The sequence below is a fragment of the Neobacillus cucumis genome, assembly GCF_016908975.1.
Taxonomy (GTDB): Bacteria; Bacillota; Bacilli; order Bacillales; family Cytobacillaceae; genus Neobacillus; species Neobacillus cucumis.
Genome location: NZ_JAFBEX010000003.1, coordinates 243,586 through 268,493 on the forward strand (window position 1 = coordinate 243,586; position 24,908 = coordinate 268,493).

Here is a 24,908-nt window from a genome sequence, read left to right on the forward strand (position 1 = left end):
AGGTCTTAAGTCACTCCCAAAAGGAAGGCAAAAAGCGCCTTCCTTTTGAGAGCGTCTTAAGCTTGTCGGGGCTGATCAAGGCGCTTGCGCTTTTCTTATTAAATCGCTGCTTCTGCCTGATTAAAGATTACTTCTTTTAACGAAGAAGCGTCCTCGACAACTTTGACAAATTGTCCTTCATTATATGGATAACCCGCTTTAGTTATCTTGACTTTGACAATTTTTCCAATCATCTCTTCGGTTGCTGGAAATACTACTTTTAAATAATTATCTGAGTATCCAACATACAGTCCAGAATTAGCTTCGTCCTTGTATTCCTCTTCTGGAATAACCTCTAATACTTCCCCTTCAAATAGAGAAGCATATTCCTTAGCAAGTTGATCAGAAAGTGAAATCAAGCGGTGTACACGCCCATTTTTGACTTCCTCATCTACTTGGTCCTCCATTCTCGCGGCAGGTGTACCAGTCCGTTTAGAATAAGGGAATACATGGAGTTCAGAGAATTTATGTTCTTTAATAAAATCATAGGTTTCCACAAACTCTTCTTCCGTCTCGCCAGGGAAGCCGACAATAACATCGGAAGTAACCGCAAGTCCTGGAAGTACTTCCTTGAGTCGGTCCAATCGTTCTGCAAAGAATTCCATTGTATATTTTCGGCGCATCCGTTTTAAGACTGTATTGGAACCAGATTGAAGCGGAATGTGCAGATGTCGGACAATAATATTTGAATGTTTAATCACTTCAATGACTTCATCTGTTATTTGACTTGCCTCAATGGATGAGATTCTCAATCTTTCTAAACCTTTAACACTTGCCTCTAAATCACGAAGAAGTGCAGCAAGATTATAATCTTTCATGTCCTCACCATAACCGCCGGTATGAATACCAGTTAAAACAATTTCTTTGTAACCGGCATCCACTAGCTGCTGGGCTTGATGAATAACTTCTTTTGGATCACGAGATCTCATAAGCCCGCGTGCCCAAGGAATGATACAGAAGGTACAGAAATTATTGCAGCCTTCTTGAATTTTTAGTGAGGCACGTGTACGATCGGTAAAGGCTGGAACATCAAGTTCTTCATAAACTCGATTTTTCATGATGTTTCCTACACCATTAATCGGCTCGCGTTCATTCTTAAATTGTTCAATATAGTCCAGCATTTTCACACGGTCCTGTGTTCCTACCACAATATCAACGCCAGGAATGGCCATAATTTCTGCAGGAGAAGTTTGGGCATAGCACCCAGTTACACAAATAACAGCATCTGGATTTTTCCTAACAGCTCGCCGAATGACTTGACGGCTTTTTTTATCTCCCGTATTGGTTACGGTACATGTATTAATAATATAAACATCGGCAATTGATTCAAAATCAACACGCTCATAGTTTTCTTGTTTAAACAACTGCCAAATGGCTTCTGTTTCATAATGATTTACTTTACACCCAAGTGTATGAAACGCAACTGATGCCATTTAATCTCACCTCAATAGTTCAAAATGATAGGAAATAGCCGCAAGTGAATACAATGGGGCAGTTTCCGTCCTTAAAATACGCGGTCCTAAGCCACAAAGTCCAAACCCAACATCTTTTAATTGCTGGACTTCTTCCTCTGCTAACCCGCCTTCCGGTCCAAAAACAATCAGAAGGGTTTCGCCTTCTTTCATGCTGTTTAACGTTGAAGAAAGGACTGATGTCTCCCCTTGTCTGCTTTCTTCCTCATATGCTGCTAATTTATAGTCAAAGTCTTGGCTTTTTTTCAGTAAATCTTTAAAAGTCATTGGATTGATAATAGCAGGTAAAATTGTACGATGGGATTGTTCCGCAGCTTCTTTCGCAATCTTTTGCCATCGTTCTATTTTTTTGGCTGCTTTTTTTTCGTCCCATTTTACAACGGAACGGGCAGCAGAAAAGGGCAGGAACTGATGTGCACCTAATTCCGTTCCTTTTTGAATAATCCATTCCAACTTGTCCCCTTTAGGTAACCCGCTTGCAATAGTTATAGAGATCGGAAGTTCGGGACTCTCATCTATCCATTGTACAACGTCTGCAACGACACTTGAATTGGTAATTTCTGAAATCCTGCAAACGGCCTGTTTCCCCCCTGGGTCAACGCAAATAATTTGATCACCGACTTGCATCCGCATAACTTTTACAATATGATGGCGGTCCTCTTCACCAATGAAAAAGGTAGCATCATTTGCTTTTTGTGAAACAAAGTAGCGTTGCATACATTGCACCTCTTCTAAACATTTTACTCTTTATTTTTCTCCAATAAAGAAGTTAAGGAAAATAAAAAGGGGTTCTGACCACCCCTTTTTTTAACCATTATTTCCTTTTAGCAATAATCGCAACCCAATCTTCCATTAAAATGGTTTCAAGGATTTCAAATCCTGAATCCACTAAGGCTTCTTTAACTAGGTCTTTTTTAGGTTGAATAATTCCTGAAGCAATAAAAGAACCACCTGGTTTTACCACACGCGCAACATCATCTGTGAACCGCAAAATAACTTCTGCTAAAATGTTCGCCACAATAACATCAGCAGACCGTTCGTCTACTCCATCTAAAAGATTGTTCTGCTCAACCGTAACCTTATCATTTACCTTATTTAGCTTAATATTAAGCTTGGCAGATGCTACGGCAACTTCATCAAGGTCATAGGCCCTAACATCTTCAGCACCAAGCATACCGGCTGCAATACTTAGCACTCCTGAGCCTGTCCCGACATCAATCACACGGTCACCAGGTCGGACAGTTCTTTCTAAAGCTTGAATACACATAACGGTGGTTGGATGTGTTCCCGTACCAAAGGCCATCCCAGGATCTAATTCAATAATTAATTCATCACTGCTTACAGGTTCGTATATCTCCCATGTTGGCACAATCGTGAATTTTTCAGATATTTTCACTGGATTATAATATTTTTTCCAGGCTGTGGCCCATTCTTCTTCATTCACTTCGCTAATGGTTACCTGATTCATGCCCAAATCAATATCATGAAGAATTAAATCGTTAATGGATTCTTTAATAGCATCAACCGTTTCACCAAGAAAACTGTTGACAGGTAAGTAAGCTTTTATAATGACTCCTTCTTCAGGATAATCATCTGGATTTAGTTGGTAGATTTCTCCGAATTGATCTTCCCTTTCTTTTGTCAAATCAAATGGATCCTCAATCACTACACCGCTTGCCCCGGCTTCATGCAATATATTAGAAATAGGTTCGATCGCCTCGTTTGTTGTGTGGATACTAATTTCTGACCACTTCATTTCTACCAACTCCATCCTTACTCGCTTTTAAAAGCTCTTTTAACTTTTGAGAAAAAACTTTCTTCATGTTCACCTATTGGTGAAGTACCACTAAGTTCCGCAAATTCTTTGAGTAGATGCTTTTGTTTATCTGTAAGCTTCGTTGGAGTAATAATGCGGACTATTATATACTGATCTCCAACACCGTAACCACGTACGTTTGGAATACCTTTTCCTTTTAGACGGAACTTTTTACCTGTTTGAGTACCAGCAGGGATTTTAAGTTTCACCTTGCCTTTTAAGGCTGGAACCTCAATTTCATCCCCTAAGGCAGCTTGAACAAATGTAATTGGCATTTCACAGTAGATATCATCGCCATCTCGTTCAAAAAACTCATGTGAACGTACATGGAATACTACGTAAAGATCTCCAGACGGACCGCCGTTTGTTCCAGCTTCACCCTGACCAGACATCCGAAGTTGCTGTCCATCATCAATTCCGGCAGGAATTTTGACATGAATTTTTTTGCGATTTTGAACTTTTCCTTTTCCGCCGCAGGTTGCACATTTATCTTTAATCTCTTTCCCTGTGCCATTACAATAATGACATGTCCGACGATTCAATACTCTGCCAAATGGAGTATTTTGTTCAACATTTAACTGTCCTGTGCCATGACAGTGCTGACACGTTTCAGGATGGGTTCCAGGTTTGGCACCTGATCCATGACAGGTATCACATGTTTCTTCTCTTGGAATTTCAATATCTGTTTCTTTCCCAAACGCCGCTTCTTCAAAAGACACTGTCATCGTGTATTGCAAATCTGCACCTTGTCTTGGTGCATTTGGATCACGCCTTCTTGAACCGCCACCGCCGCCAAAGAAGGTGTTAAAAATATCTTCAAAACCTCCGAAGCCGCCGCCAAAATCACTACCGCCAAAACCTCCGAAACCTTGGTTTGGATCGGTATGTCCGAATTGGTCATACTGGGCCTTCTTTTGGTCATCACTTAATACTTCATAAGCTTCCGCAATTTCTTTAAATTTATCAGCCGCATCAGGCTCTTTATTAATATCTGGATGATATTGTTTGGAAAGCTTACGATATGCCTTTTTTATTTCATCCTTAGAAGCACTTTTACTAACACCAAGCACTTCATAGTAATCCCGTTTACTCATGATTACCACTCCCGAATCTGTCACATAAAGATTATTCTAACACCAATTAGAAGGGTATTGCAATAAAAAAGCCAAAGCCTGTAACTTTGACTTTGACTTTTTTGTAAGAATAAAAAACTTTTATAACTGTCCAGCGGCTAGTGGCCTTCGCTCTTCTCCCAATGATAAGTCAACATCGGTCACTATCGTTCACCGTGTTTCCTTTATCTCAGTCGAGGAACTCCAGCACATACACCGCTAAACGGGCGCTTCCGCTTTTTTATTTATCGTCTTTAACTTCTTCGAACTCTGCATCGACGACATTGTCATCTTTAGGACCTGCAGCGCCTGGATCTTGGGCACCTTGTTGTGCTTGTGCTGCTTGTTCGTAAAGCTTAACTGTTAATGCTTGAACAACTTCTTGTAAAGCATCTTTTGCCGCACGAATTTCATTTAGGTCGTTTTTCTCAATAGCTTGTTTTAAGGCATCTTTAGCATCGTTTGCTTTAGCAACTTCTGCAGCATCTACCTTACCTTCCAAGTCTTTTAACGTTTTTTCCGCTGTAAAGACTAGCTGGTCTGCCTCATTGCGAAGTTCAACTTCTTCTTTGCGTTGTTTGTCCGCTTCAGCATTTTCTTCGGCTTCTCTAACCATTTTTTGAATTTCTTCATCAGAAAGACCTGTGGAAGACTTAATCGTAATTTGTTGCTCTTTATTCGTGCCAAGATCTTTTGCACGAACGTTAACAATACCGTTCTTATCAATATCGAAGGTAACTTCAATTTGTGGAATTCCACGTGGTGCTGGTGGAATATCCGTTAATTGGAAGCGACCTAATGTTTTGTTGTTAGCCGCCATTGGGCGTTCACCTTGTAAAACATGAATGTCAACAGCTGTTTGGCTATCAGCAGCAGTTGAGAATACTTGTGATTTTGATGTAGGGATAGTAGTGTTGCGGTCGATTAACTTCGTAAACACTCCGCCCATTGTTTCAATACCAAGTGATAAAGGAGTAACGTCTAGTAGTACAACATCTTTCACATCTCCAGTGATGACTCCACCTTGAATCGCTGCACCCATTGCTACTACTTCATCTGGGTTTACACCACGGTGTGGCTCTTGATTAGTTGCTTTCTTAATAGCTTCCTGAACAGCTGGAATTCTAGTAGAACCACCAACAAGGATTACTTTATCAATTTGTGATGGGGTTAAACCTGCATCACTTAATGCTTGGCGAACTGGACCCATTGTACGTTCAACAAGATGAGCTGAAATCTCATCAAATTTTGCTCTTGTCATTGATACCTCAAGGTGAAGCGGTCCAGCTGCACCCGCAGTGATAAATGGTAAAGAAATTTGCGTTGTGCTAACACCAGATAAATCTTTCTTCGCCTTTTCAGCTGCATCTTTCAAGCGTTGTAAAGCCATTTTATCTTGAGAAAGATCAATGCCATTTTCCTTTTTAAATTGCTCAACTAAATAATCGATAATAACTTGGTCAAAGTCGTCTCCACCAAGACGATTATCTCCAGCAGTTGCTTTAACTTCGAATACACCGTCACCTAATTCAAGAATTGAAACGTCAAATGTACCACCGCCAAGGTCATAGACTAAGATGGTTTGATCTTGGTCAGTCTTATCTAATCCATAAGCTAGCGCAGCTGCAGTTGGCTCGTTGATAATACGTTCCACTTCAAGACCTGCAATACGACCGGCATCCTTCGTTGCTTGACGCTCTGCATCGTTGAAGTAAGCTGGTACAGTAATAACTGCCTTTGTTACTGGCTCACCCAAGTAATCTTCAGCATATGATTTCAAATATTGAAGAATGATAGCTGAAAGCTCTTGTGGAGTGTAATCTTTTCCTTCAATATCCACTTTGTAATTTGTACCCATATGACGCTTAATGGAAATGATTGTATTTGGGTTTGTGATTGCTTGGCGCTTAGCCACTTCCCCTACTTGGCGCTCCCCGTTTTTAAATGCAATAACAGATGGAGTTGTACGATTTCCTTCTGGATTTGGAATTACTTTTGGTTCTCCGCCTTCTAGTACGGATACACATGAGTTTGTTGTTCCAAGGTCAATACCAATTATTTTACTCATTGCCTTTTCCTCCTATTAAATATGTAGAATTATTGATTTACTTTTACCATTGAAGGTCGAATCACACGATCTTTTAATAGATAACCTTTTTGAAATTCATCAGTCACAATATTTGAACCGAAATTCGCATCTTCCCCTTGCATAACTGCCTGGTGCAAGTGCGGGTCAAACTCTTTGCCAACAGCCTCGATTGGTTCAACACCTTCTTTTTTTAGTGCCTCTACCATACTGCGGTATACCATATCCATTCCCTGCAGCAGAGTTTTAGTCTGTTCATTGTCAGCTTCCATTTTCATGGCTCTTTCGAAGTTGTCTAACGCCGGCAGTAAATCAGTGATCAATTTTTGAGCTCTATATTTTTCGCCGGCCTCTTGGTCCAATCTCGTACGGCGGCGGAAGTTATCAAAGTCTGCTTGAAGTCTTAGGTATCGATTATCTGCTTCCTCTAATTTCGCGTTAAGCTGCTGTATTTCTTGCAAATATTCGTCAACAGGATTTACTGCTGTCTCTTCAGTTGATTCCTCTTTACCAACAACAGTTTCACCTGTATTTTCTTCAGTAAGTTCAACTTCGTTATTTTCTATTTCGAGTTCTTCATTAATCGTATTGTTTTGTTCATTCGTCAACTTACTCACCTCCCTTAAAGGATTCAATGTATTAATCATTACTGATAGTCTCACAAGGAAAAAGGGTGAGATTAGAAAAGCGGAAGCGCCTTGAACAGGGGCGCAAGGCTACAGACAAGCCGGCTAGAAGGCTGTTTTTTGCCTTCTTGACGGATTGGCTTAGACCTAAGAGCCCCTAGGCGCTGAAGCTGGACAATCCTTTTCACCCTTACTCAATATTACCAGCACTATTTACTTTGATACAATTTTGTTAAAACAGCGGTCAAATCCGTGCTTAAAAATTGCAGCAGGCTGATCACACGCGAGTATTCCATTCTCGTTGGTCCTAGTATGGCAATTGTTCCTAGCTTTTCAAGGCCCACCGAATAGGAAGCCGTTATCAAACTGCAATTATCCATTGCACTTATATTGTTTTCCCTGCCAATTTTCACATGAATACCGGCTGACTCATTGCGGATTAAGTTGTAAATCCATTCTTCTTGATCAATCATGGTCAACAGACTGCGTATCTTTGAAATATCATGAAACTCTGGCTGGCTTAACATATTGGTTTTTCCACCAAAAAACAGCTTTTCTGTTACTGGCGCTTTAAATGAATCAGCAATCATCTGCAGCATTAGATCATTGTTATGAATATGCTGCCGTAACAGCATGGCCACTTCCTTATAAATCTTATCATTTAAATCTTCAAGAGGTACTCCGGATAACCGCTCATTCAGGATATTCACCGTTTTTTCAATATCACTAGCATCAACCATCTCAGGCAACGAAAACGTTCTGTTCTCCACATGCCCTGTGTCCGTCACAAAAATAGCAACCGCTGTTTCCTTGTTTAAGGGAATGATTTGAATTTTCTTTAACTTATTCACACTAACAGCAGGCCCTAATACTATAGATGTGTAATTGGTAAGCTCTGATAAGATTTTGGCGGATTTTTGAATAATTGCTTCAAACTCAAATATTCTTTCTGCAAAAATCGATTGTATAATCGAAATTTCCTTTTGATTTAAGGTTTGAGGCGAGATTAAATGATCCACATAATACCGGTATCCTTTTTCAGAAGGCACACGACCTGAGGAGGTATGTGTCTTTTCGATATACCCCAACTCTTCAAGGTCGGCCATTTCATTTCGAATGGTAGCGGAACTAAAGGAAATTTCCTCTTTTTTCGACAAACTTCTTGAGCCGACTGGTTGGGCAGATCGAATAAAGTCATCAACGATAACCTGTAGAATTAACAATTGACGATCTGTTAGCAACATTCATCACCTCTGTTAGCACTCCTCATCAACGAGTGCTAATTATATTAATAAATTATCAAAAAAAGTGGGAAGATGTCAATCAAAAAGCAAATCGGTTTGCTTTAAATTACCCCCAAAAAGGCCTGAAATACTTCGTTCCCTAACAAACGACCTTTTTTAGTTAAATATATAGTGTCATTGTTTACTTCTATCCATTTTTTATTGGTTAAATCATCTAATTCGGACGCAAATATTTCCATTGGGTTTGTACCGAATTTTTCAGTAAAGTGCGGAATGGAGATTCCTTTCGTTTTTCGGAGCCCAAGAAACATTTCTTCTTCCATTTGCTCCTCTTTTGAAACAGGGTGATCTTCAAGAATAGGTAAAACATGTTGATTTAGCTGTTCCATATATCTTTTTAATGGTCCTATATTAGACCGTCTCCGTCCATTTACATAACTATGAGCACCCGCTCCAAATCCGTAGTAATACTCATTATTCCAATAAGTTAAATTATGCTTACTTTCAAACCCTGCTTTTGAAAAATTACTAATTTCATATTGATTAAATCCGTGTTTTTCCATTTCTTCCATTAATATTTCATACATATTCGCCTCCACATCTTCCCCAGGGGTAGGAAGCTTGCCTTTTTTTAATAAATTATAAAAGACGGTTTTGGGTTCAATGATTAGCGAATAGGCGGAATAGTGAGGAATATCAAGTGAAAAGGCCTCTGTTAATGAGTCTTTAAAATCCCGGACAGTTTGCGTGGGTAAACTGAAAATCAGATCAATACTGATATTTTCAAATCCAATCCTTTTGGCATTTTCAACTGACTGATAAACATCCTTTGCCTTATGGACACGTCCAATTTTTTTTAACAGCTCTTCATTAAAGGTCTGTACCCCCAAACTGATACGATTTACACCAGCATCCTTTAATATTTGTAATTTTTCCTTTGATAAGTCTCCCGGATTGGCTTCGAACGTATATTCAAGAGTATCGCTTTTAGGTAAATTTTTATTAATACTTTCACAAAATTGGTAGAGCTGTTGTTCATTTAAAGAAGTAGGTGTACCGCCTCCTACAAAAATGGAATCAAGGGACCGCGTTGGGAACTCGCTAAGGGTCAATTCCATTTCTCGGCCAATCGCCTCAATATATTCATTAACAGGCTGACCCTTTAAATACACTTTATTAAAATCACAATAGTGGCAAATATGCTCACAAAAGGGAATATGGAGGTATGCCGCTTTAATCATTTTTCATCCTCTGCTCTTTCTAACAAAAAGAGGCTAGAATCACCTGTTTTAAGGCAATCCCTAACCTCTTATCTTGTTTATTTTTTCGTATTGTTATCGTCCATTTTCAATACGGCCATAAACGCTTCTTGTGGTACTTCAACGGACCCTACTTGTTTCATCCGTTTCTTACCTTCTTTTTGTTTCTCTAACAATTTACGTTTACGCGAGATATCGCCGCCGTAACATTTAGCTAATACGTTTTTACGCATCGCTTTAATAGTAGAACGAGCCACAATTTTTTGACCAATTGCCGCTTGTATAGGTACTTCAAACTGTTGTCTTGGGATCAGTTCTTTCAGTTTCTCTACAATGATTTTGCCTCGGTCATAGGCAAAGTCTTTATGGACAATAAAACTTAAGGCATCAACTTTTTCGGAATTTAGTAATATATCCATTTTAACCAGGCTTGAAGGTTGATAACCAATCAACTCATAATCAAAAGAAGCATAGCCTCTTGTACTAGATTTCAACTGGTCAAAGAAATCATAGACAATTTCGGCTAATGGAATTTGATAAACAATGCTAACCCGATTTTCACCTTGATATTGCATATCAATAAAGATTCCCCGCTTTAATTGGCAAAGCTCCATTATAGCCCCAACATAATCATTTGGAGCCATCATCGTGGCTTTAACATATGGCTCTTCCACACGATCAATTTTTTGCGGATCTGGCATATCGGATGGGTTGTCAACATTTAGTTGAGAACCATCTGTTAAATGGACATGATAGATAACACTTGGTGCTGTTGTAATCAAATCAATTTTAAATTCACGCTCAATACGTTCTTGAATGATTTCCATATGAAGTAGTCCAAGGAAGCCGCAACGGAAACCAAAACCGAGTGCTTGGGATGTTTCCGGCTCAAATTGAAGCGCAGAATCATTCAATTGCAGTTTTTCCAAAGCTTCACGGAGATCGTTAAATCTAGCGGTATCTATTGGGTAAAGCCCACAGTATACCATCGGATTTAATTTACGATAACCTGGAAGAGGTTCTGTCGCACCTTTTTTGGCGCTGGTAATCGTATCACCGACACGGGTGTCCCCTACATTCTTAATGGAGGCTGTCAGGAAGCCAACATCCCCTACAGACAGCTCATCACGCATAACGGCTTTAGGTGTAAATACACCAACTTCGTTTACTTCAAACTCTGCTCCTGTAGCCATCATCTTAATCTTGTCACCGACTTTAACAGTCCCTTCGACAACACGGATATAGGCAACAACACCGCGATAAGCATCATATAAAGAGTCAAAAATCAATGCTTTTAGGGGAGCTTCCGGATCACCTGCTGGAGCAGGAATTTTTTCCACAACTTGTTCGAGAATTTCTTCAATTCCAATGCCTGCTTTTGCTGATGCAAGAACGGCTTCAGAGGCATCTAAACCGATCACTTCTTCAATTTCACTTCGGACTCTTTCAGGTTCTGCACTTGGCAGGTCAATTTTATTGATGACAGGTAAAATTTCAAGGTCGTTATCTAGGGCTAAGTATACGTTTGCTAGTGTTTGTGCTTCAATTCCCTGGGCAGCGTCCACGACTAAAACAGCCCCTTCACATGCTGCAAGACTTCTTGAAACTTCATACGTAAAATCGACATGTCCTGGTGTATCTATTAAATGGAAAGTATATTCTTCGCCATCTTTTGCTTTGTATTTTAATTGGACAGCATTTAACTTAATCGTAATCCCGCGTTCTCTTTCTAAATCCATTGAATCCAACAGCTGATCTTTCATTTCACGGGATGATAAGGCATTCGTTTTTTCCAAAATCCGGTCAGCTAATGTTGATTTCCCATGGTCTATATGGGCAATAATGCTAAAATTTCTAATTTTTGATTGTCGTTTGAGTTTTTCTTCTCTGTTCATGGTCTTCCACTCCTACTATACTCGCACATGTACACTATTTTTGATTATATCAGTAGGCTAGACAAGATTCAATACAGAATGCCGTTCCATAAGTTTCTAACTACAACAATAATGAAAGACGGCACCCATCAATGCCGTCTTTCATTTATAATTTAGTATTGATTTCCGCTCCAGGCGCTCAGCAAACCCGCGGGCGTGCCGGGGAGCCTCCTCGGCGCTTAGAGATGAGTGGGGTCTCCCCTGCCCCGTACTCCCGCAGGACTTTGAAATTCTTCCTCGAGTCCGCCCACGCACGAAGAAAATACGATAGCATTTTCGAGGAGTCGAGCGCCTTCCGCTCCAATCAACATGGTTTTTAATAGACCCTTCATTTATTATTCTTCAATGAAATGAATTAGTTTTTCTGAAGCACTTGTGATTCCATTTGACAGGTTTTTTCCCATTGAGGAAAAAAAATTAAATGCGCTTAATTCTTCTAATTTTTTCTTCTTTGCTGCTATATCATGGCTAGAAATGTCTTTTCCTAGTATGGATGCCTTAACGGTATTATCTTTTTCATGAAAGCTAACAGCCGTTTCAAAGTTTGGGTCCTCATATCCTTTCATCTTTTGTATGCCACTGCTTGCCAATTGCATGCAAGTTAACACAGCGATTAACATGATGGCAGCTAGACATATGCTTTTTAACATAAACATTTTCATAAAAATGCTCCTAATCACTATTGTTGATCTGCAGGCTGCTTTGTATCCGTATTTACTTTCTCAGCTTGCCAGTAGAAATCACTAAACACATCTGCAAGGGCATCAGCGGAGCGGTTTAGTTCATCGAATGTATTATCAACGCCGCCAAACTCCATCAGAATCGCATTTTCTGATAGATTCTGGTTATAAATACTATTTGATCCTGCGGCATTTTTGATAATAACCCCCCTGCTTAAACCCTTATATTTTTTCTGTAATCGGTCATGAAGTTCTTTTGCCAGTTTAGCATTCTTTTCGTAGTTAGGATTTTTCCCACCGATAATAAAGGCAACCTTTGCATACGATTTTCCATTAATCGTGACAGTGGTTTTGTCTCTTCGTTGTGAATCACGATGTATATCAATAAAATAATGGTAGTCCCGATTGTTGGTCATGGCTGTTTGCACAACCGTTCTAGATTCATCATAGGACTGCCAAAACTTCCAGCCCTTCTTATTTAATTCCGCTTGAATATCCGTTTTATCTATAAAACTGCCAATTCCTTTTTCTTCGAGGCTTTGTTCTAATTCATCACCTATTTTGGTCACATTAATTTGCGAATGATAAGCTAAATCCGGGTCGGAGACTCCTTTTAGATATGGTAAATAGGATTCCCGATTATGAGAGAAGTAAACATAGACGACCTTTCTGCCTCCAGTCGTTTGATTAGGAGATGACGCAGAATTTTCATCTGTTGACTTGTCCAATCCTTCAAGATTTTGCAGGGCGGCTTCGCGTTGCTCCTCCATAATTTTAATTGGCGGCGCCGACTCAACCGGCATATTGGTATAATTTGTCCCTTCACCTGCTACAAGAATTTTCCCATCAAATTGATAGAATCCCGGAAGTTCTCGGCCTAGAAGACTGCGTGGATCATTTAGATTAATATTACTAGAGAGTGTAAAAATCAAATTGGTCAGCTTTGGTGTTGCTTCCCAGTTATTCTCAATCATTAAGAAATGATGATTCTCCCAGCCGATTAATTGATAAAGTAATTTACCATTCACATTTGTAGCCGCTTGGTTTACAGAGCTCGACATTAATTGATATTGCGGCTTTAAAGATGTTAAAAGCCCGCTTATAAAGAAAATGAACAGTATAAATAGGGAAAGGGCAGTACCTATTTTCAAGATGCTTGCCCCTTGGACAATTAAAAAGGCACCTGAATTTCTAGTGTTTTTCATAGTTCCACCTCGCAAAACGATTCTAGTAAATTCTATGACTTTACTAGAAATGGTAGAACTATGATTTCTATTTAAAAAAAGGTACCATTTTAAAAACTAGACCCCTTTTATTGTACAAAGACTAAGAAAGAAATTTCGACTTTGAGAACTGTCCAGCTCCAGGCGCCATCGGCTCGAGGTCACAAGCCAATCCGTCCAAAAGGTTAAAGAACAACCTTTCGGCCGGCTCGTCTTGTGCTTGTCGCCGAAAGCTAAGCGCCCTGCGCTTTTATTAATTATCTTGTAGTAAAACCGGCATTTTCTTGGTCAATGGCTGAATGGAGCGAGGCATTTAGTCCATTCGCTATGAGATTTGCCATATCTTCGATAAATACATCAACTTCTTTCGGTGTAACCATTAAATTATGTCCAATTGGTGATAATACCTCATAGATAAGTTTTCTTTTTTCCTCGTCCGGTAAGGTGCCAATCATACCTAAAAAGGTTTTTCGATGTTTTTCTTCAGGCATATCTTCATCCGTTAATGTTCTTTTCTCACCAAATGTCATTCCCGCTGGCGCCAAGGCTCTTGAAGGACGGTTCCCTTCCCTAAGCTCTTTTCCAAAGTGTTTTAGAATGAAGTCAATGGTATCACTTGTGATTGAAACAGCATCCACCACTGTGGGAACACCAATAGCTATGACTGGAATCCCAAGTGTCTCCTTACTTAATTCCTTGCGTTTATTGCCAACACCTGAACCAGGGTGAATTCCCGTATCAGAGATTTGGATTGTAGAATTAACTCTTTCAATTGAGCGAGACGCTAATGCATCGATGGCAATAACAAAATCTGGTTTTGACTTTTCAACCACACCAAAAATAATATCACTTGTTTCAATACCAGTCAGTCCCATAACACCGGGTGATATAGCGCTGACAGAGCGATAGCCTTCTTCAACATTCTCCGGCTGAAGCTGGAATAAGTGCCGAGTGACCAGTAGATTTTCACACACCATTGGTCCAAGTGCATCCGGGGTTACATTCCAATTCCCTAATCCGACTACGAGACATGAATCGGTTTTTTTAATTCCAGAGCCTTCTAAGAAATGGGCAAACTCTCGGGCAAAAACTTCTTGGACTTTCTGTTGAATCTCCGTATTTTGCTGCCTGATTCCCTGAACCTCTAATGTTAAGTAGCGACCTGCCTTTTTTCCAAGCTGTTCTTCGCCCTGTTTGGTTACCTCAACTAGCGAGATCTTTATATCATCTACATCTTTTTCTTTAATAATGACACCTTCAATTTTTGAAAGGTTCTCTTCTTCGCCGACAGACCTTCCAGCAAGCACCATTTCTCTGGCTTCAATCGCCAAATCTGTTCGGACAGAATACTTGCTTAAATCAATAGACTCATTCATGAAATTCACTCCTAATAGAGAATCCTAAAATAGAAACTATTTCCTATTTTTGCCCTGGAATGTGTAAAACATGCATTTTAAATTGTTCTTCTCATGAATTGTGTATTGCAATCTAGGCTTCTGTTTGATAAAATACTCTTTGTTCTCAATTATTTTGGATGAATGTAAAGTCGAGTTCATATAAGTCTCGATTCTTTGTAGGAGGTGAATGGAATGCCTAACATTAAATCTGCTATTAAGCGTGTTAAAACAACTGAAGCTCGTAATGCTCAAAATACAACTGCTAAATCTGCAATGCGTACGGCTGTTAAAAAAGTAGAAGCTGCTGTTACTCTTAACGATGCTGCTGCTGCGAAAGAAGCATTAGTTGCTGCTGCTAGTAAATTAGACAAAGCTGCTGCAAAAGGTCTTATCCACAAAAATGCTGCTGCTCGTAAAAAATCACGTCTAATGAAAAAAGCGAACGCTCTTTAATTATAAGCGTATAAAAAAACGATTCCCTACTAGGAATCGTTTTTTTATTATCTCTTTAATCATCTCTTTAATCGGAACAAAAGCATCTCTATTAGTAATGATTTATTCATACCACCCGTTTTCATCTGGTAATCGGCGTCTGCTAGCAGCCCCATTAACTGCGCTAATTCTTCATCCTTGAAACTTGCGGCCTGACCGAGGGCTAATTTTACCCGAAATGGATGGGTTTTTAAAAAGCCAGCAATTTGCTGTTGTCCATATCCTCTCCTTGAGAGCTCCTTAACCTGATAGATTAAGCGAAATTGACCGGAAAGCAATGCTAAAATCTTAATCGGTTCTTCATTCTGTTTGAGTAAGTCATAATAAATTCGTAACGCCTCATCTAATCTCCTTTGAACGACTTTTTCGATGAGAGTAAAAATATTCTGTTCTAATGTCCTAGCAACCAACCTTTCAACTAAGTCACTATTAATGCGCTTTTGCTCTGCCGCATATAAGGACAGTTTATCCACTTCACTTGCAAGCATAAACATATTAGTTCCAGCAAGTGCTAACAATTGGTCAATTGCCGCTTCCTCGAATTCCAGCCCATTATTTTTCGCTCGGTCTTTAAGCCATTTTTTTAATTCGTGTTCATTTAATTTTTTAGCCTCAACTAATTCAGCAGTCCGCTTCAATTCTTTGGTAATTTTTTTTCGTTCGTCCAATTTTTCATATGGTGCGGAGATAACCAGTATGGTATATGGAGCTGGTTCTTTCAGATAGGTTTCCAATTTTGCTATATTATGTTCTACCTTTTCCCTTGTTTTTTCCGCTGTTAAAAAAACAGGATTATGTAAAAAAATGACCTTTTTCTCTCCTAAAAATGGAAAAGTCTCAGCATCCTCTAATGCAATGTCAACGGGAGTCTCCTCTAAATCATAAGCCGAAAAATTAAAATCCCGTTCTTCTTCATCCAGGATATGCTCCAATAGTAATTGTTTTGTTTCATTGATTAAAAAAGCTTCAGTTCCATATAATAAGTAAACAGGAGCTATTTCCCTTTTTTTAATTTTTTTCCATATCTCTAATACCATTTCGTCCAGCGCTCCCTTTTATTTTCACTCATCTCTTATCGTAATGAAGCTTGGACCTTTTGACAAGTACTTAAAGGGAATTAGCACTATTTATCCCACAAGTGCCAATTCCCAAATCTATTTTAACGCCAGTCATATTTGCCCTAGGATCATCTATGATCTGGCGGGGTTCCCTTTATTACTTATATTGTAGCCTTACCCGTGTCGAAGTATTTTGACAACTCTTGTCAGTACAGGAAAGTACAAAAGGCATGCTGGATTTTTTCAGACAAATAGCTTATACTATACTTGAAAATAGGGGGGGTAGCGCGTGAATCATTTTGAAAAGGACATGCAAAACAAACGCAATGATGCGATCGATTCTGGGGTAGGTTTTGGAGTTTCTTTTGGATTTTTTGCATTAATTTTTATTATCGCAACAGTCATTAAGATAGTTGGTTCTTAATGCGATGCTACATAATGATCACGGGGACTGCTACGTTGCAGTCTTTTTTTATTGAATAATTAATATAACCTATGGTAAATAGGTTGAAAAGGTTCCTTTTCCACGATAAAAAATATAGGTAATCGCCCCCTGCTGATCGGTACGATATATTTTGGTATTTACCGCAGCCAAACGCTGCAATACTTCCTGATGCGGATGCCCAAACCGGTTATGTTCACCGACAGAGATAAGGGAAACCTTTGGCTGAATTTGATTAATAAAGGATTCGGAACTCGACGTTTTACTTCCATGATGACCAGCTTTTAAAACATCAATCTTTAAATGAGGATGTTGCTTAATTATTTTCTCCTCTCCCTCTTGGTCGAGGTCTCCACCAAAAAACCAGCTTACACCTCCAATGGTCGCAACAAACGCAATCGACCCACGGTTTCGTTCACCCGTAAAGTTCTTTTCCGGTGAAAGGACATAAAAATCATTTTCTCCTTGATGCCACTGATTTCCTGACGATACCTTAATGACTGGGATTCCTTGTCTTTGTGCTTCCATAGCAATAAGCTCTTCGGTCTCTGATGGTTCTGTTACGGATGGCATCAAAATTTGTTTTACCTTAAGACTTGATAATATAGATGCAGCACCTCCAATATGATCCATATCGCCATGGGTCAGGATTAATTTATCGATTTGAGTAATCCCTTTCCCTTTTAATAAAGGAACAACAACATCCCGCCCCACCTCGAATGGTTTAGACTTTATTTTCCAGTCCTCTTCTAAAAAATTCAATGAACCCCCTGTATCGATGAGATAATTACCTTTTCCATGTGGGAGGTGGATTAAAATAGAATCTCCCTGTCCGACATCAATCATGGTTACTTCACCATAAGGATTTAACCAATTCCATGCTGGTTGAATCACTAGCAGTGAAACCCCAAGCCAAAATAAATGAATTTTTTTGTTCGGGTATGGCCTTCTTTCCCAAGTAAAAAAAATAATGGAAATAAGAATGATATAAAAACTGAGAATGAGGATATGAGGTCTGCCAGGTGTAAAATTTGTGAATGGCAAATTGGCCAAAAGGTCCATTAGCTGATTGGATAGCTCGATTATTTTTTGAATGATGTTGATTAATAACCTTGGGGTGGCTCCGAACATTAATTGAATAAAAAATAATACATAAACAACAGGAAGGTAGACAAATGAAAACAGTGGAATATATAACAAATTTGCCATTATCCCTATGAGTGAAATTTGAAAATAGTGATAAAGTAAGAGCGGCATAGCAGACAGTTGGGCGGTAACAGAAGTGGCAGCCATCTTTGCCAAATTCCCCTTATATCCTTGCAAAATTTTGGGAGCAGCTAAAATAATCGCAAAGCTAACTAAGAAGGATAGCTGGAAGCCAATATCAAAAATAACTAACGGCGCAATAAAAAGATACATAATAAAGGCCAAACTTATAGCATCGAGGGTAATTAGTTTTAATTGGTGCTTCCACTTATCAGCGATCAAAATGAGGGAAATCATCAGAGCGGAGCGTATAACTGATGGAGAACTGCCCGTTAAGATGACATAAATAGGCAAAAGGACCAAAAGAAAGTTTGACATGAATTGTCTGCTTAAACCGCACCGTATTCCGATCAAAAAGATCATCCCAATAAATAAAGAAACATGCAGACCGGAAATTGCCAATAAATGGACAATTCCGGTACGTTGGTAATCACTCAAAACCTCAGGTTCTAAGATATGGGAATCGCCAAATATTAATGCTGCAGCCAATCCGGCAATTTCTGGGGGAAAATGATTGTCTAAATAGCGAATACCAATAAAGCGAAGTTGTTTAATGGATATGGTCAGGGTCGATTTGAGAGGTTTACAATTTTCAAGGGGGTATTGGCTAAGTTTTACAATCCAAAAAACACCTTTCGAGGCCAAATACTTACGATAGTCAAATCCATTTGGATTTTTAGCAATAGAAGGTCTTTCCAGCTCCCCTGTAACCTTGCATTGGCTTCCATAAAAGCTTTGATTTTGTAAAACATTTTTCTCTTCCTCCGATTTAATTTGGTAACGGAGAAGGACCTTTTCGTTTGATTGGCTGTCTTTGCCTTGCACCTTTAATAAGTCACCGTCAATCATGGGATCACTAATATATTCGATATAAAAAATGGTCTTAGACGATGAAAGCTTTGACTGATTATCAGCCTCTGCCCATTCGCCTTTTAAGAAAAAAACAAAACTTAAAAGAAAAAGGATAAAAATATAGACAGGCTTGAACATTTTTATCTTAGCTAACACGAGCACATAGAGGAAAAATAAGAAAAGAAATAAGAAAGGATTCACAAGGGCACCTAGAACACCCAATAATACACCTAGAGCCATATAAATATATTTTCCGCTCATTTTTTGCTTCTCCGTCATATTATTTTAAGAGGATAATTTTATATTCGGGGTGACGCCGGAAAGTACCGGCGCCATTTAGTAGAATGGATTTCTTACTTGCCTAATTGAATAACTGATTCTTTTAATTCAACCTTTTCAACTTTTACATTTGCTTGTTCAAACAATTCAACAGCATATGGATGATTTTTATAATCCTCGGCATAATAAACCGTCTTGATTCCCGCCTGAATAATTGCCTTACAGCATTGAAGACAAGGAAAATGAGTCACATAAATTTCAGCATCCGTTGTTGGAACACCAAATTTAGCACATTGCAATAATGCATTCATTTCGGCATGAATGGTTCTTACACAATGATGGTCAATGACATAGCATCCTTTATCAATACAATGGTCTCCGCCAGCAATTGAACCATTATAGCCCCCAGCTATTATGCGTTTATCTCTGACTATTGTTGCCCCCACTGTTAACCTTGTACAGGTACTTCTTAATGCAAGCAGATGGCTTTGTGCCATAAAATATTGATCCCAAGATATTCGTTCCACGCTGCCCACTCCCTTCAGTACTTTTCTTATAAGTTTACTGGTACAAGTCAACTATGGTCAATGGAAGTTTTATTTTACTACAATTAAATCTTTTAATTTTTCAAATGTTTTATCGCCTATCCCAGTGATGTTTTTTAAGTCTTCGATTGCTTTAAAAGGACCGATTGTATTGCGGTATTCGATTATCGCGGCTGCTTTGGCAGGTCCGATGCCCGGAAGATTTTGCAACTCCTGTTCATCCGCTTTATTAAGATCAATTTTCCCCTGATTTTGCCCCGTTCCGCCCGAAGCATTGCTGTTATGTCCACTGGTTGCAATAATTGCACTTCCCTCTTCCCCTTTCGGAGGTATATAAATCACCATTTCATCCACTACATGCTCAGCAAGATTCACTTGTGTTTGGTCAGCTTGGTCCGTTAATCCCCCTGCCCTTCCAATCACGTCCATTACCCTTTCATCTGTACTAGATTGATAAACTCCTGGATTCTTCACTTGCCCCTTTACATCCACCATAATTTTTTCAGGCTGGTCTGTTGCTCCTTGGACCGGCTTATCCGATTTCGTCTCAACTTCCGTTTTTAGGGATTCTGTCTCTTGACTAGTGGTATTGAACGTGGAAATCTCCTCAGACCCCTGAGCATAAAAATAATAAAATCCTCCAAGAACAAGTGATAGCACAACTCCCAATTTAATCTTGTGTTCCATCAACCAATCTTTCAAGAATATCCATCCTTTCTAAAGGTATATTTCACCTAAAATTTTCATAATGTTATAAAAGAATACGGGATGCGAAGGAGGGTCGATAATGAATATAGGCATTATTGGTACCGGTAATATGGGGAGAATCATAGTGGAAGCTTTGATTGACGGTAAGGCCGCTTTCCCTTCTTCCATGATGATCACAAATAGAACGAAATCCAAAGCCTTGTTGCTTAAAGATAAATATAAAGACCTATTAATTGGGGCGAATCCAGAGGAAGTTGCAGCATATTCCGATTTAATTTTTATTTGTGTAAAGCCCTTAGACATTCCCCATATCCTTGAGCAAATCAATCCACATGTAACACCCGATAAATGTCTAATATCGATAACTAGTCCGGTCAATACCAGCCAAATTGAACAAAAGGTATCATGTTCAACAATCCGAGTAATCCCTAGTATTACGAATCGAGCATTATCCGGGGTATCACTTGTGACCTATGGTGAACATTGCAGTGAACATTGGAAAACAAAAGTAGAAAAGTTAATTTCAAAGATTTCTGTACCGGTGAGCATAGATGAACGAATTACGAGGGTTGCTTCTGATATTGTCAGCTGTGGACCTGCCTTCTTTAGCTATCTTCTTCAAAATTTTATTCAAGCAGCTGTAAAAGAGACTGAAATTGATACGGAAACCGCGACGATTTTTGCAAGTGAGATGATTGTGGGACTTGGTGAATTAATAAAACAAGGTCATTATACATTACCGTCACTTCAAGAAAAGGTCTGTGTAAAAGGCGGGATAACAGGTGAAGGGATTAAGGTATTGGAGAACGAACTAGGAATGGTATTTGAACACATTTTTCAAGCAACCCATGCAAAGTTTAAAGAGGAACTTGGAAAGGTAGAAATTCAATTCTCTAAAAAATAATTCGCCATCAAATTACAAATTCCTTTAATAAATGATAAAAAAGCCATCTTTTTTATAAAAAAAGATGGCTTTGATTATTTTTTTCGAGCAACAAAAAAGATTCGTTCAGAATGTTCGTTTGGTTCAATATGCTCAAAATCGGCACCCACCTCTAGGATTTGAAAGCCCGCTGCTTCCAACCAGTTTATGTATATCTCATTAGGATAGGTCCGTTGAAAATGCAGTTCATCAATCCGGTCATATTTTCCTGATCGATCATCAAATACAAAAAAACTCAATTCATGCTCGACACTATTTGGAAATTCTCCAGGAAAACTATTCCAAATATAAGAAACTTCCTCTTCATTCAAGGCAAAAGTTTGATTGAGGAATATGTCGTTCATTTTATAGAGCGAATGGACATCAAAAATAAAGACTCCATTATCTTGTAAATGTTGATGCACATTTGAAAAAGTCGCTTTTACTTCGTCTTCTCTTTGCAAGTAATTTAAAGAATCACAAAAGATACCAATAACATCAAATTGTTCTTGTCCTTCTAAATTCGCCATGTTTTGCTGAAAAAAAGGAATCCTAACTCCTTTTTCCACAGCCTTCGCCTGGGCCACTGACAGCATATCCTCGGACAAATCAATTCCAGTTACCTCAAAACCTTGTTGCGCAAATCGGACAGAAAGCTCTCCTGTCCCACAGGCTAAATCCAGTAGCTTGCCTAGCTTTACATCGTATTTGACTAGAATGTTTTGAACATAGGATACCCACTGATCATATGGAGCATCTTTCATCAGTTCATCATATAAATAGGCAAATCGCTCATAGCTCATGAATTTAACTCGCTATGGATATCCACAAGAGGAGCATCGCCCCATAAACGTTCTAAATTGTAATAGCTTCGCTCATCGCGGTGAAACACATGGGCAACAACATCGCCTAGATCGATTAACACCCATCTTGCTTCATCAAAACCTTCCATTCTTTTGACATCATAGCCGTTCTCTTGAGCCTTCTCTTTCATTTCCCGTGCAATGGCTTGTACCTGTTTATCAGAATTACCATGACAGATGATAAAATAATCGGCAATTAACGAGATTCCATTCATATCTAACGCCAAAATATCTTCAGCCCTTTTATCGTCTGCTGCTTTTACGGCAATTTTTAATAGTTGTTGATTTTCCATTCATCAGTCCTCCAGTTTTTGAATCAAATCGTTATAGGTATAGAATGTTTCAGGATAAATTGTTTGGTTCTTTTTCATTAGAAACAAGATTGTATTTTGAACTGCTTTCACAAGGGCTTTATCCAAATGCTCCTTGGCTATTTCCCTTACTTCCTCTACTCCAGGAAAATGTCTGCCCGGTTCAATATAATCAGCAAGGTAGATCACTTTTTCCAATAAAGTCATACAGGTGCGTCCAGAAGTATGATAACGAATGGCATCCAGTACCTCTGAATCGGTAACACCTGCCTCTTTTTCCACTAAGTAAGCACCAACTGGAGCATGCCATAATTCACTGTTAAATAAAAGCAAATCCTTGGGCATCCCTTGTGTGGTAATGATTTCTTTCATTTCGTCCTTGGGACGGAACTTGGCATAATCATGAAAAATTGCGGCTATTTCCGCCTTTTTTGGATCGGCTCCATATTTTTCTGCCAAGCTAATCGCTGTTTCCATTACCCCTAATGTATGCAGATACCGATGCTCTGTTAATTGACTTTTAACTAAATTTAATGCCACTTGGCGTTCCATATAATTGCTTCTCCTCAATATAATCAATGACCGAATCCGGCAGCAAATACCGAACCGATTTACCTTTTTTTACTCTGTCCCTTATCATACTTGAAGACACATCAATGGACGGAACATCAATATAGAGAACAGGATAGTCGGTTTGATGATTATAGGACGGTCTCTCAACCCCTACAAATTGGACAAGATTAACAAGTATATCAATATCATGCCATTTTGGCAAATATTCAATCATATCAGCCCCAATGATAAAGAAAAATTGATATTCAGGATAATTTTCGTTAAGAATCTTCATAGTATCGACTGTATAGGATGGTCCCGTCCGTTTAAGTTCAATCGGCTGAACAGAGAAATTAGTGTTTCCGGTAATTGCTAGCTCTAGCATACGGAGGCGTTCCTCATCTTTAACCGAATCCGGCTTTTTTTTATGTGGTGGTTCATGGTTTGGCATAAACCAAATGATATCAAGATCCAGCTCTGAAAGAACTTCATTGGCAATCAAAAGATGTCCATAATGAGGTGGATTAAACGTGCCGCCTAATATTCCAACTTTCTTCATGCGTTCGCCGTCCTTTACTAAATTTCAAGGTCCATTTTAATGTGGAAGGTTGATCGTTTTCTTTTCGACAGACTCTTTATATAACACAATCGTATTCCCGATAATTTGCACAATTTCTGCACCTGTCCCTTGTGCCAGCTGATCAGCTACTTCCGTTTTATCTTCTTCACAATTTTGCAAAACACTGATTTTAAACAGTTCTCTTGCTTCCAATGCATCAGCAATTTGTTTAATCATATTTTCATTTACGCCGCCCTTACCGACCTGAAAAATAGGATCTAAATGATGGGCCTTTGAACGTAAAAATCTTTTTTGTTTACCTGTAAGCATTATTTTCCTCCTAATTGTCTTAACACATTTTCTTTCATTCTTTGTATATCTGGTAGTCTTCCGGTCCAAATTTCAAAAGCAAGGGCACCCTGATAAACAAACATATTAATTCCGTTTTGAACAGCAGCCCCTCTCTCCTTTGCATCACGTAAGATACTGGTTTCGAGTGGGTTATAAATGATATCACAGACAAGAGCCTGCTTGTTTATATTTTCAAGACTGATTGGCTGCTCTTCTGTATTTGGTTCCATCCCAATCATGGTTGTTTGAATAATCAAATCATACTCCCCTAAATAGTTGCCTGCTTCCTCTAAAGTCAGGGCTCTGGAAGTAATCGAGTACGGACACTCCGTAATAAGCTCTACAGCTTTTTCCACTGTACGGTTAGCAATGTCAATTTGCACCGGATTTTCTTTTGCTAAGGTGAAGTAGATAGCTCTAGCAGCACCACCTGCACCAATGACCAATATCTTATGACCTTCAATCTTGGTTACATATTCATCTAACCCTTTTAAAAAGCCTAATCCATCTGTATTATAACCAATCAATTTACCATTTTGATTGACAACAGTATTTACAGCACCAATACTTGCTGCTAATTCATCAATTTCATCAAGAAACGGCATAATGGTACTTTTGTGAGGAACAGTAACATTGAAACCAACCGCGCCCAATGCTCTTAATCCATTTACTGCCTCTTTTAATTCCTCCTCTTTAACTTGAAAAGGAAGATAGACAGCATTCATGTTATAAAGTGAAAATAAATCATTATGCATGACTGGTGACATGGAGTGACCTATCGGATTCCCCAAAACTGCAAATAGCTTTTTCATTTATTTCC

Annotated in this window: 24 protein-coding genes and 1 pseudogene; 3 read left to right on the forward strand and 22 right to left on the reverse strand. The window is 38.9% G+C overall.

Annotated elements, in window-relative coordinates; translation table 11 throughout:
• Positions 1-98 precede the first annotated feature (98 nt).
• The 12 genes from mtaB to gpr form a co-directional block, all read right to left on the reverse strand.
• Positions 99-1,472, reverse strand: a complete 1,374-nt coding sequence (gene mtaB / locus JOC76_RS05485) for a tRNA (N(6)-L-threonylcarbamoyladenosine(37)-C(2))-methylthiotransferase MtaB (RefSeq protein WP_205176574.1) — start codon at positions 1,470-1,472, stop codon at positions 99-101.
• A gap of 6 nt (positions 1,473-1,478) precedes the next feature.
• The gene (locus tag JOC76_RS05490) at positions 1,479-2,228 is read right to left on the reverse strand and encodes a 16S rRNA (uracil(1498)-N(3))-methyltransferase (protein ID WP_205176575.1); all 750 of its coding nucleotides are present in this window, start codon (positions 2,226-2,228) and stop codon (positions 1,479-1,481) included.
• A 97-nt stretch (positions 2,229-2,325) separates the two neighbouring features.
• The gene (prmA, locus tag JOC76_RS05495; protein WP_205176576.1) at positions 2,326-3,267 is read right to left on the reverse strand and encodes a 50S ribosomal protein L11 methyltransferase; all 942 of its coding nucleotides are present in this window, start codon (positions 3,265-3,267) and stop codon (positions 2,326-2,328) included.
• Between the two features lie 17 nt (positions 3,268-3,284).
• Positions 3,285-4,421: a molecular chaperone DnaJ gene (gene dnaJ, locus JOC76_RS05500; protein WP_205176577.1), complete on the reverse strand. Its 1,137-nt coding sequence runs from the start codon at positions 4,419-4,421 to the stop codon at positions 3,285-3,287.
• 259 nt (positions 4,422-4,680) lie between these two features.
• Positions 4,681-6,507, reverse strand: a complete 1,827-nt coding sequence (dnaK, locus tag JOC76_RS05505) for a molecular chaperone DnaK (RefSeq protein ID WP_205176578.1) — start codon at positions 6,505-6,507, stop codon at positions 4,681-4,683.
• A gap of 29 nt (positions 6,508-6,536) precedes the next feature.
• A complete protein-coding gene (gene grpE / locus JOC76_RS05510; protein ID WP_239557556.1) occupies positions 6,537-7,133 on the reverse strand; it encodes a nucleotide exchange factor GrpE in 597 nt (198 codons plus the stop codon).
• A 227-nt stretch (positions 7,134-7,360) separates the two neighbouring features.
• On the reverse strand, positions 7,361-8,392 hold the full coding sequence (hrcA, locus tag JOC76_RS05515) for a heat-inducible transcriptional repressor HrcA (RefSeq protein ID WP_205176702.1): 1,032 nt from the start codon (positions 8,390-8,392) through the stop codon (positions 7,361-7,363).
• 104 nt (positions 8,393-8,496) lie between these two features.
• On the reverse strand, positions 8,497-9,636 hold the full coding sequence (gene hemW, locus JOC76_RS05520; protein ID WP_205176580.1) for a radical SAM family heme chaperone HemW: 1,140 nt from the start codon (positions 9,634-9,636) through the stop codon (positions 8,497-8,499).
• A gap of 77 nt (positions 9,637-9,713) precedes the next feature.
• Positions 9,714-11,549 carry a translation elongation factor 4 gene (gene lepA, locus JOC76_RS05525; protein ID WP_205176581.1) on the reverse strand — a complete coding sequence of 612 codons (1,836 nt, stop codon included), beginning with the start codon at positions 11,547-11,549 and terminating at the stop codon, positions 9,714-9,716.
• Between the two features lie 374 nt (positions 11,550-11,923).
• Positions 11,924-12,250, reverse strand: a complete 327-nt coding sequence (locus JOC76_RS05530; protein WP_205176582.1) for a DUF3679 domain-containing protein — start codon at positions 12,248-12,250, stop codon at positions 11,924-11,926.
• A 17-nt stretch (positions 12,251-12,267) separates the two neighbouring features.
• Positions 12,268-13,473: a stage II sporulation protein P gene (gene spoIIP / locus JOC76_RS05535; RefSeq protein ID WP_205176583.1), complete on the reverse strand. Its 1,206-nt coding sequence runs from the start codon at positions 13,471-13,473 to the stop codon at positions 12,268-12,270.
• A gap of 275 nt (positions 13,474-13,748) precedes the next feature.
• A complete protein-coding gene (gpr, locus tag JOC76_RS05540) occupies positions 13,749-14,867 on the reverse strand; it encodes a GPR endopeptidase (protein ID WP_205176584.1) in 1,119 nt (372 codons plus the stop codon).
• 213 nt (positions 14,868-15,080) lie between these two features.
• On the opposite strand from gpr, the gene rpsT reads away from it, so the two are divergent.
• A complete protein-coding gene (gene rpsT, locus JOC76_RS05545; RefSeq protein WP_205176585.1) occupies positions 15,081-15,341 on the forward strand; it encodes a 30S ribosomal protein S20 in 261 nt (86 codons plus the stop codon).
• Positions 15,342-15,400: 59 nt separating this feature from the next.
• Here the strand turns inward: rpsT and holA are convergent, their stop codons facing one another.
• Positions 15,401-16,417: a DNA polymerase III subunit delta gene (gene holA / locus JOC76_RS05550; RefSeq protein ID WP_205176586.1), complete on the reverse strand. Its 1,017-nt coding sequence runs from the start codon at positions 16,415-16,417 to the stop codon at positions 15,401-15,403.
• Between the two features lie 310 nt (positions 16,418-16,727).
• On the opposite strand from holA, the gene JOC76_RS05555 reads away from it, so the two are divergent.
• The gene (locus JOC76_RS05555; RefSeq protein ID WP_205176587.1) at positions 16,728-16,862 is read left to right on the forward strand and encodes a YqzM family protein; all 135 of its coding nucleotides are present in this window, start codon (positions 16,728-16,730) and stop codon (positions 16,860-16,862) included.
• A 69-nt stretch (positions 16,863-16,931) separates the two neighbouring features.
• Here the strand turns inward: JOC76_RS05555 and JOC76_RS05560 are convergent, their stop codons facing one another.
• The 3 genes and pseudogenes from JOC76_RS05560 to JOC76_RS05570 all read right to left on the reverse strand — a co-directional run bounded on the left by JOC76_RS05560 (position 16,932) and on the right by JOC76_RS05570 (position 20,509).
• Positions 16,932-19,259 carry a DNA internalization-related competence protein ComEC/Rec2 gene (locus JOC76_RS05560; RefSeq protein WP_205176588.1) on the reverse strand — a complete coding sequence of 776 codons (2,328 nt, stop codon included), beginning with the start codon at positions 19,257-19,259 and terminating at the stop codon, positions 16,932-16,934.
• Between the two features lie 101 nt (positions 19,260-19,360).
• A pseudogene (locus tag JOC76_RS05565) lies at positions 19,361-19,804 on the reverse strand (ComE operon protein 2); the annotation flags it as partial.
• A 69-nt stretch (positions 19,805-19,873) separates the two neighbouring features.
• Positions 19,874-20,509, reverse strand: a complete 636-nt coding sequence (locus tag JOC76_RS05570) for a helix-hairpin-helix domain-containing protein (RefSeq protein ID WP_239557557.1) — start codon at positions 20,507-20,509, stop codon at positions 19,874-19,876.
• A gap of 100 nt (positions 20,510-20,609) precedes the next feature.
• Here JOC76_RS05570 and comER point away from each other — a divergent pair, with 100 nt between their 5' ends.
• Entirely contained in the window at positions 20,610-21,434 is an 825-nt protein-coding gene (comER, locus tag JOC76_RS05575) for a late competence protein ComER (RefSeq protein WP_205176591.1), read from the forward strand.
• A gap of 74 nt (positions 21,435-21,508) precedes the next feature.
• Here the strand turns inward: comER and JOC76_RS05580 are convergent, their stop codons facing one another.
• Genes JOC76_RS05580 through aroE form a run of 6 tightly spaced genes read right to left on the reverse strand, consistent with a single transcriptional unit; the run spans position 21,509 to position 24,900 of the window.
• Positions 21,509-22,255 carry a class I SAM-dependent DNA methyltransferase gene (locus JOC76_RS05580; protein ID WP_205176592.1) on the reverse strand — a complete coding sequence of 249 codons (747 nt, stop codon included), beginning with the start codon at positions 22,253-22,255 and terminating at the stop codon, positions 21,509-21,511.
• Positions 22,252-22,608 carry a ribosome silencing factor gene (gene rsfS / locus JOC76_RS05585; protein WP_205176593.1) on the reverse strand — a complete coding sequence of 119 codons (357 nt, stop codon included), beginning with the start codon at positions 22,606-22,608 and terminating at the stop codon, positions 22,252-22,254. Before rsfS ends, JOC76_RS05580 begins: the two co-directional genes overlap by 4 nt.
• 3 nt (positions 22,609-22,611) lie before the next feature.
• A complete protein-coding gene (gene yqeK, locus JOC76_RS05590) occupies positions 22,612-23,178 on the reverse strand; it encodes a bis(5'-nucleosyl)-tetraphosphatase (symmetrical) YqeK (RefSeq protein ID WP_205176594.1) in 567 nt (188 codons plus the stop codon).
• On the reverse strand, positions 23,147-23,737 hold the full coding sequence (locus tag JOC76_RS05595; RefSeq protein WP_205176595.1) for a nicotinate-nucleotide adenylyltransferase: 591 nt from the start codon (positions 23,735-23,737) through the stop codon (positions 23,147-23,149). The genes yqeK and JOC76_RS05595 overlap by 32 nt, the downstream gene beginning before the upstream one ends.
• Before the next feature lie 36 nt (positions 23,738-23,773).
• Positions 23,774-24,067, reverse strand: coding sequence for a ribosome assembly RNA-binding protein YhbY (gene yhbY / locus JOC76_RS05600; protein WP_205176596.1), 294 nt, complete (start codon positions 24,065-24,067; stop codon positions 23,774-23,776).
• Positions 24,067-24,900 (reverse strand): shikimate dehydrogenase, encoded by an 834-nt coding sequence (gene aroE, locus JOC76_RS05605; protein WP_205176597.1) that lies wholly within the window; start codon positions 24,898-24,900, stop codon positions 24,067-24,069. Before aroE ends, yhbY begins: the two co-directional genes overlap by 1 nt.
• Positions 24,901-24,908: the final 8 nt, after the last annotated feature.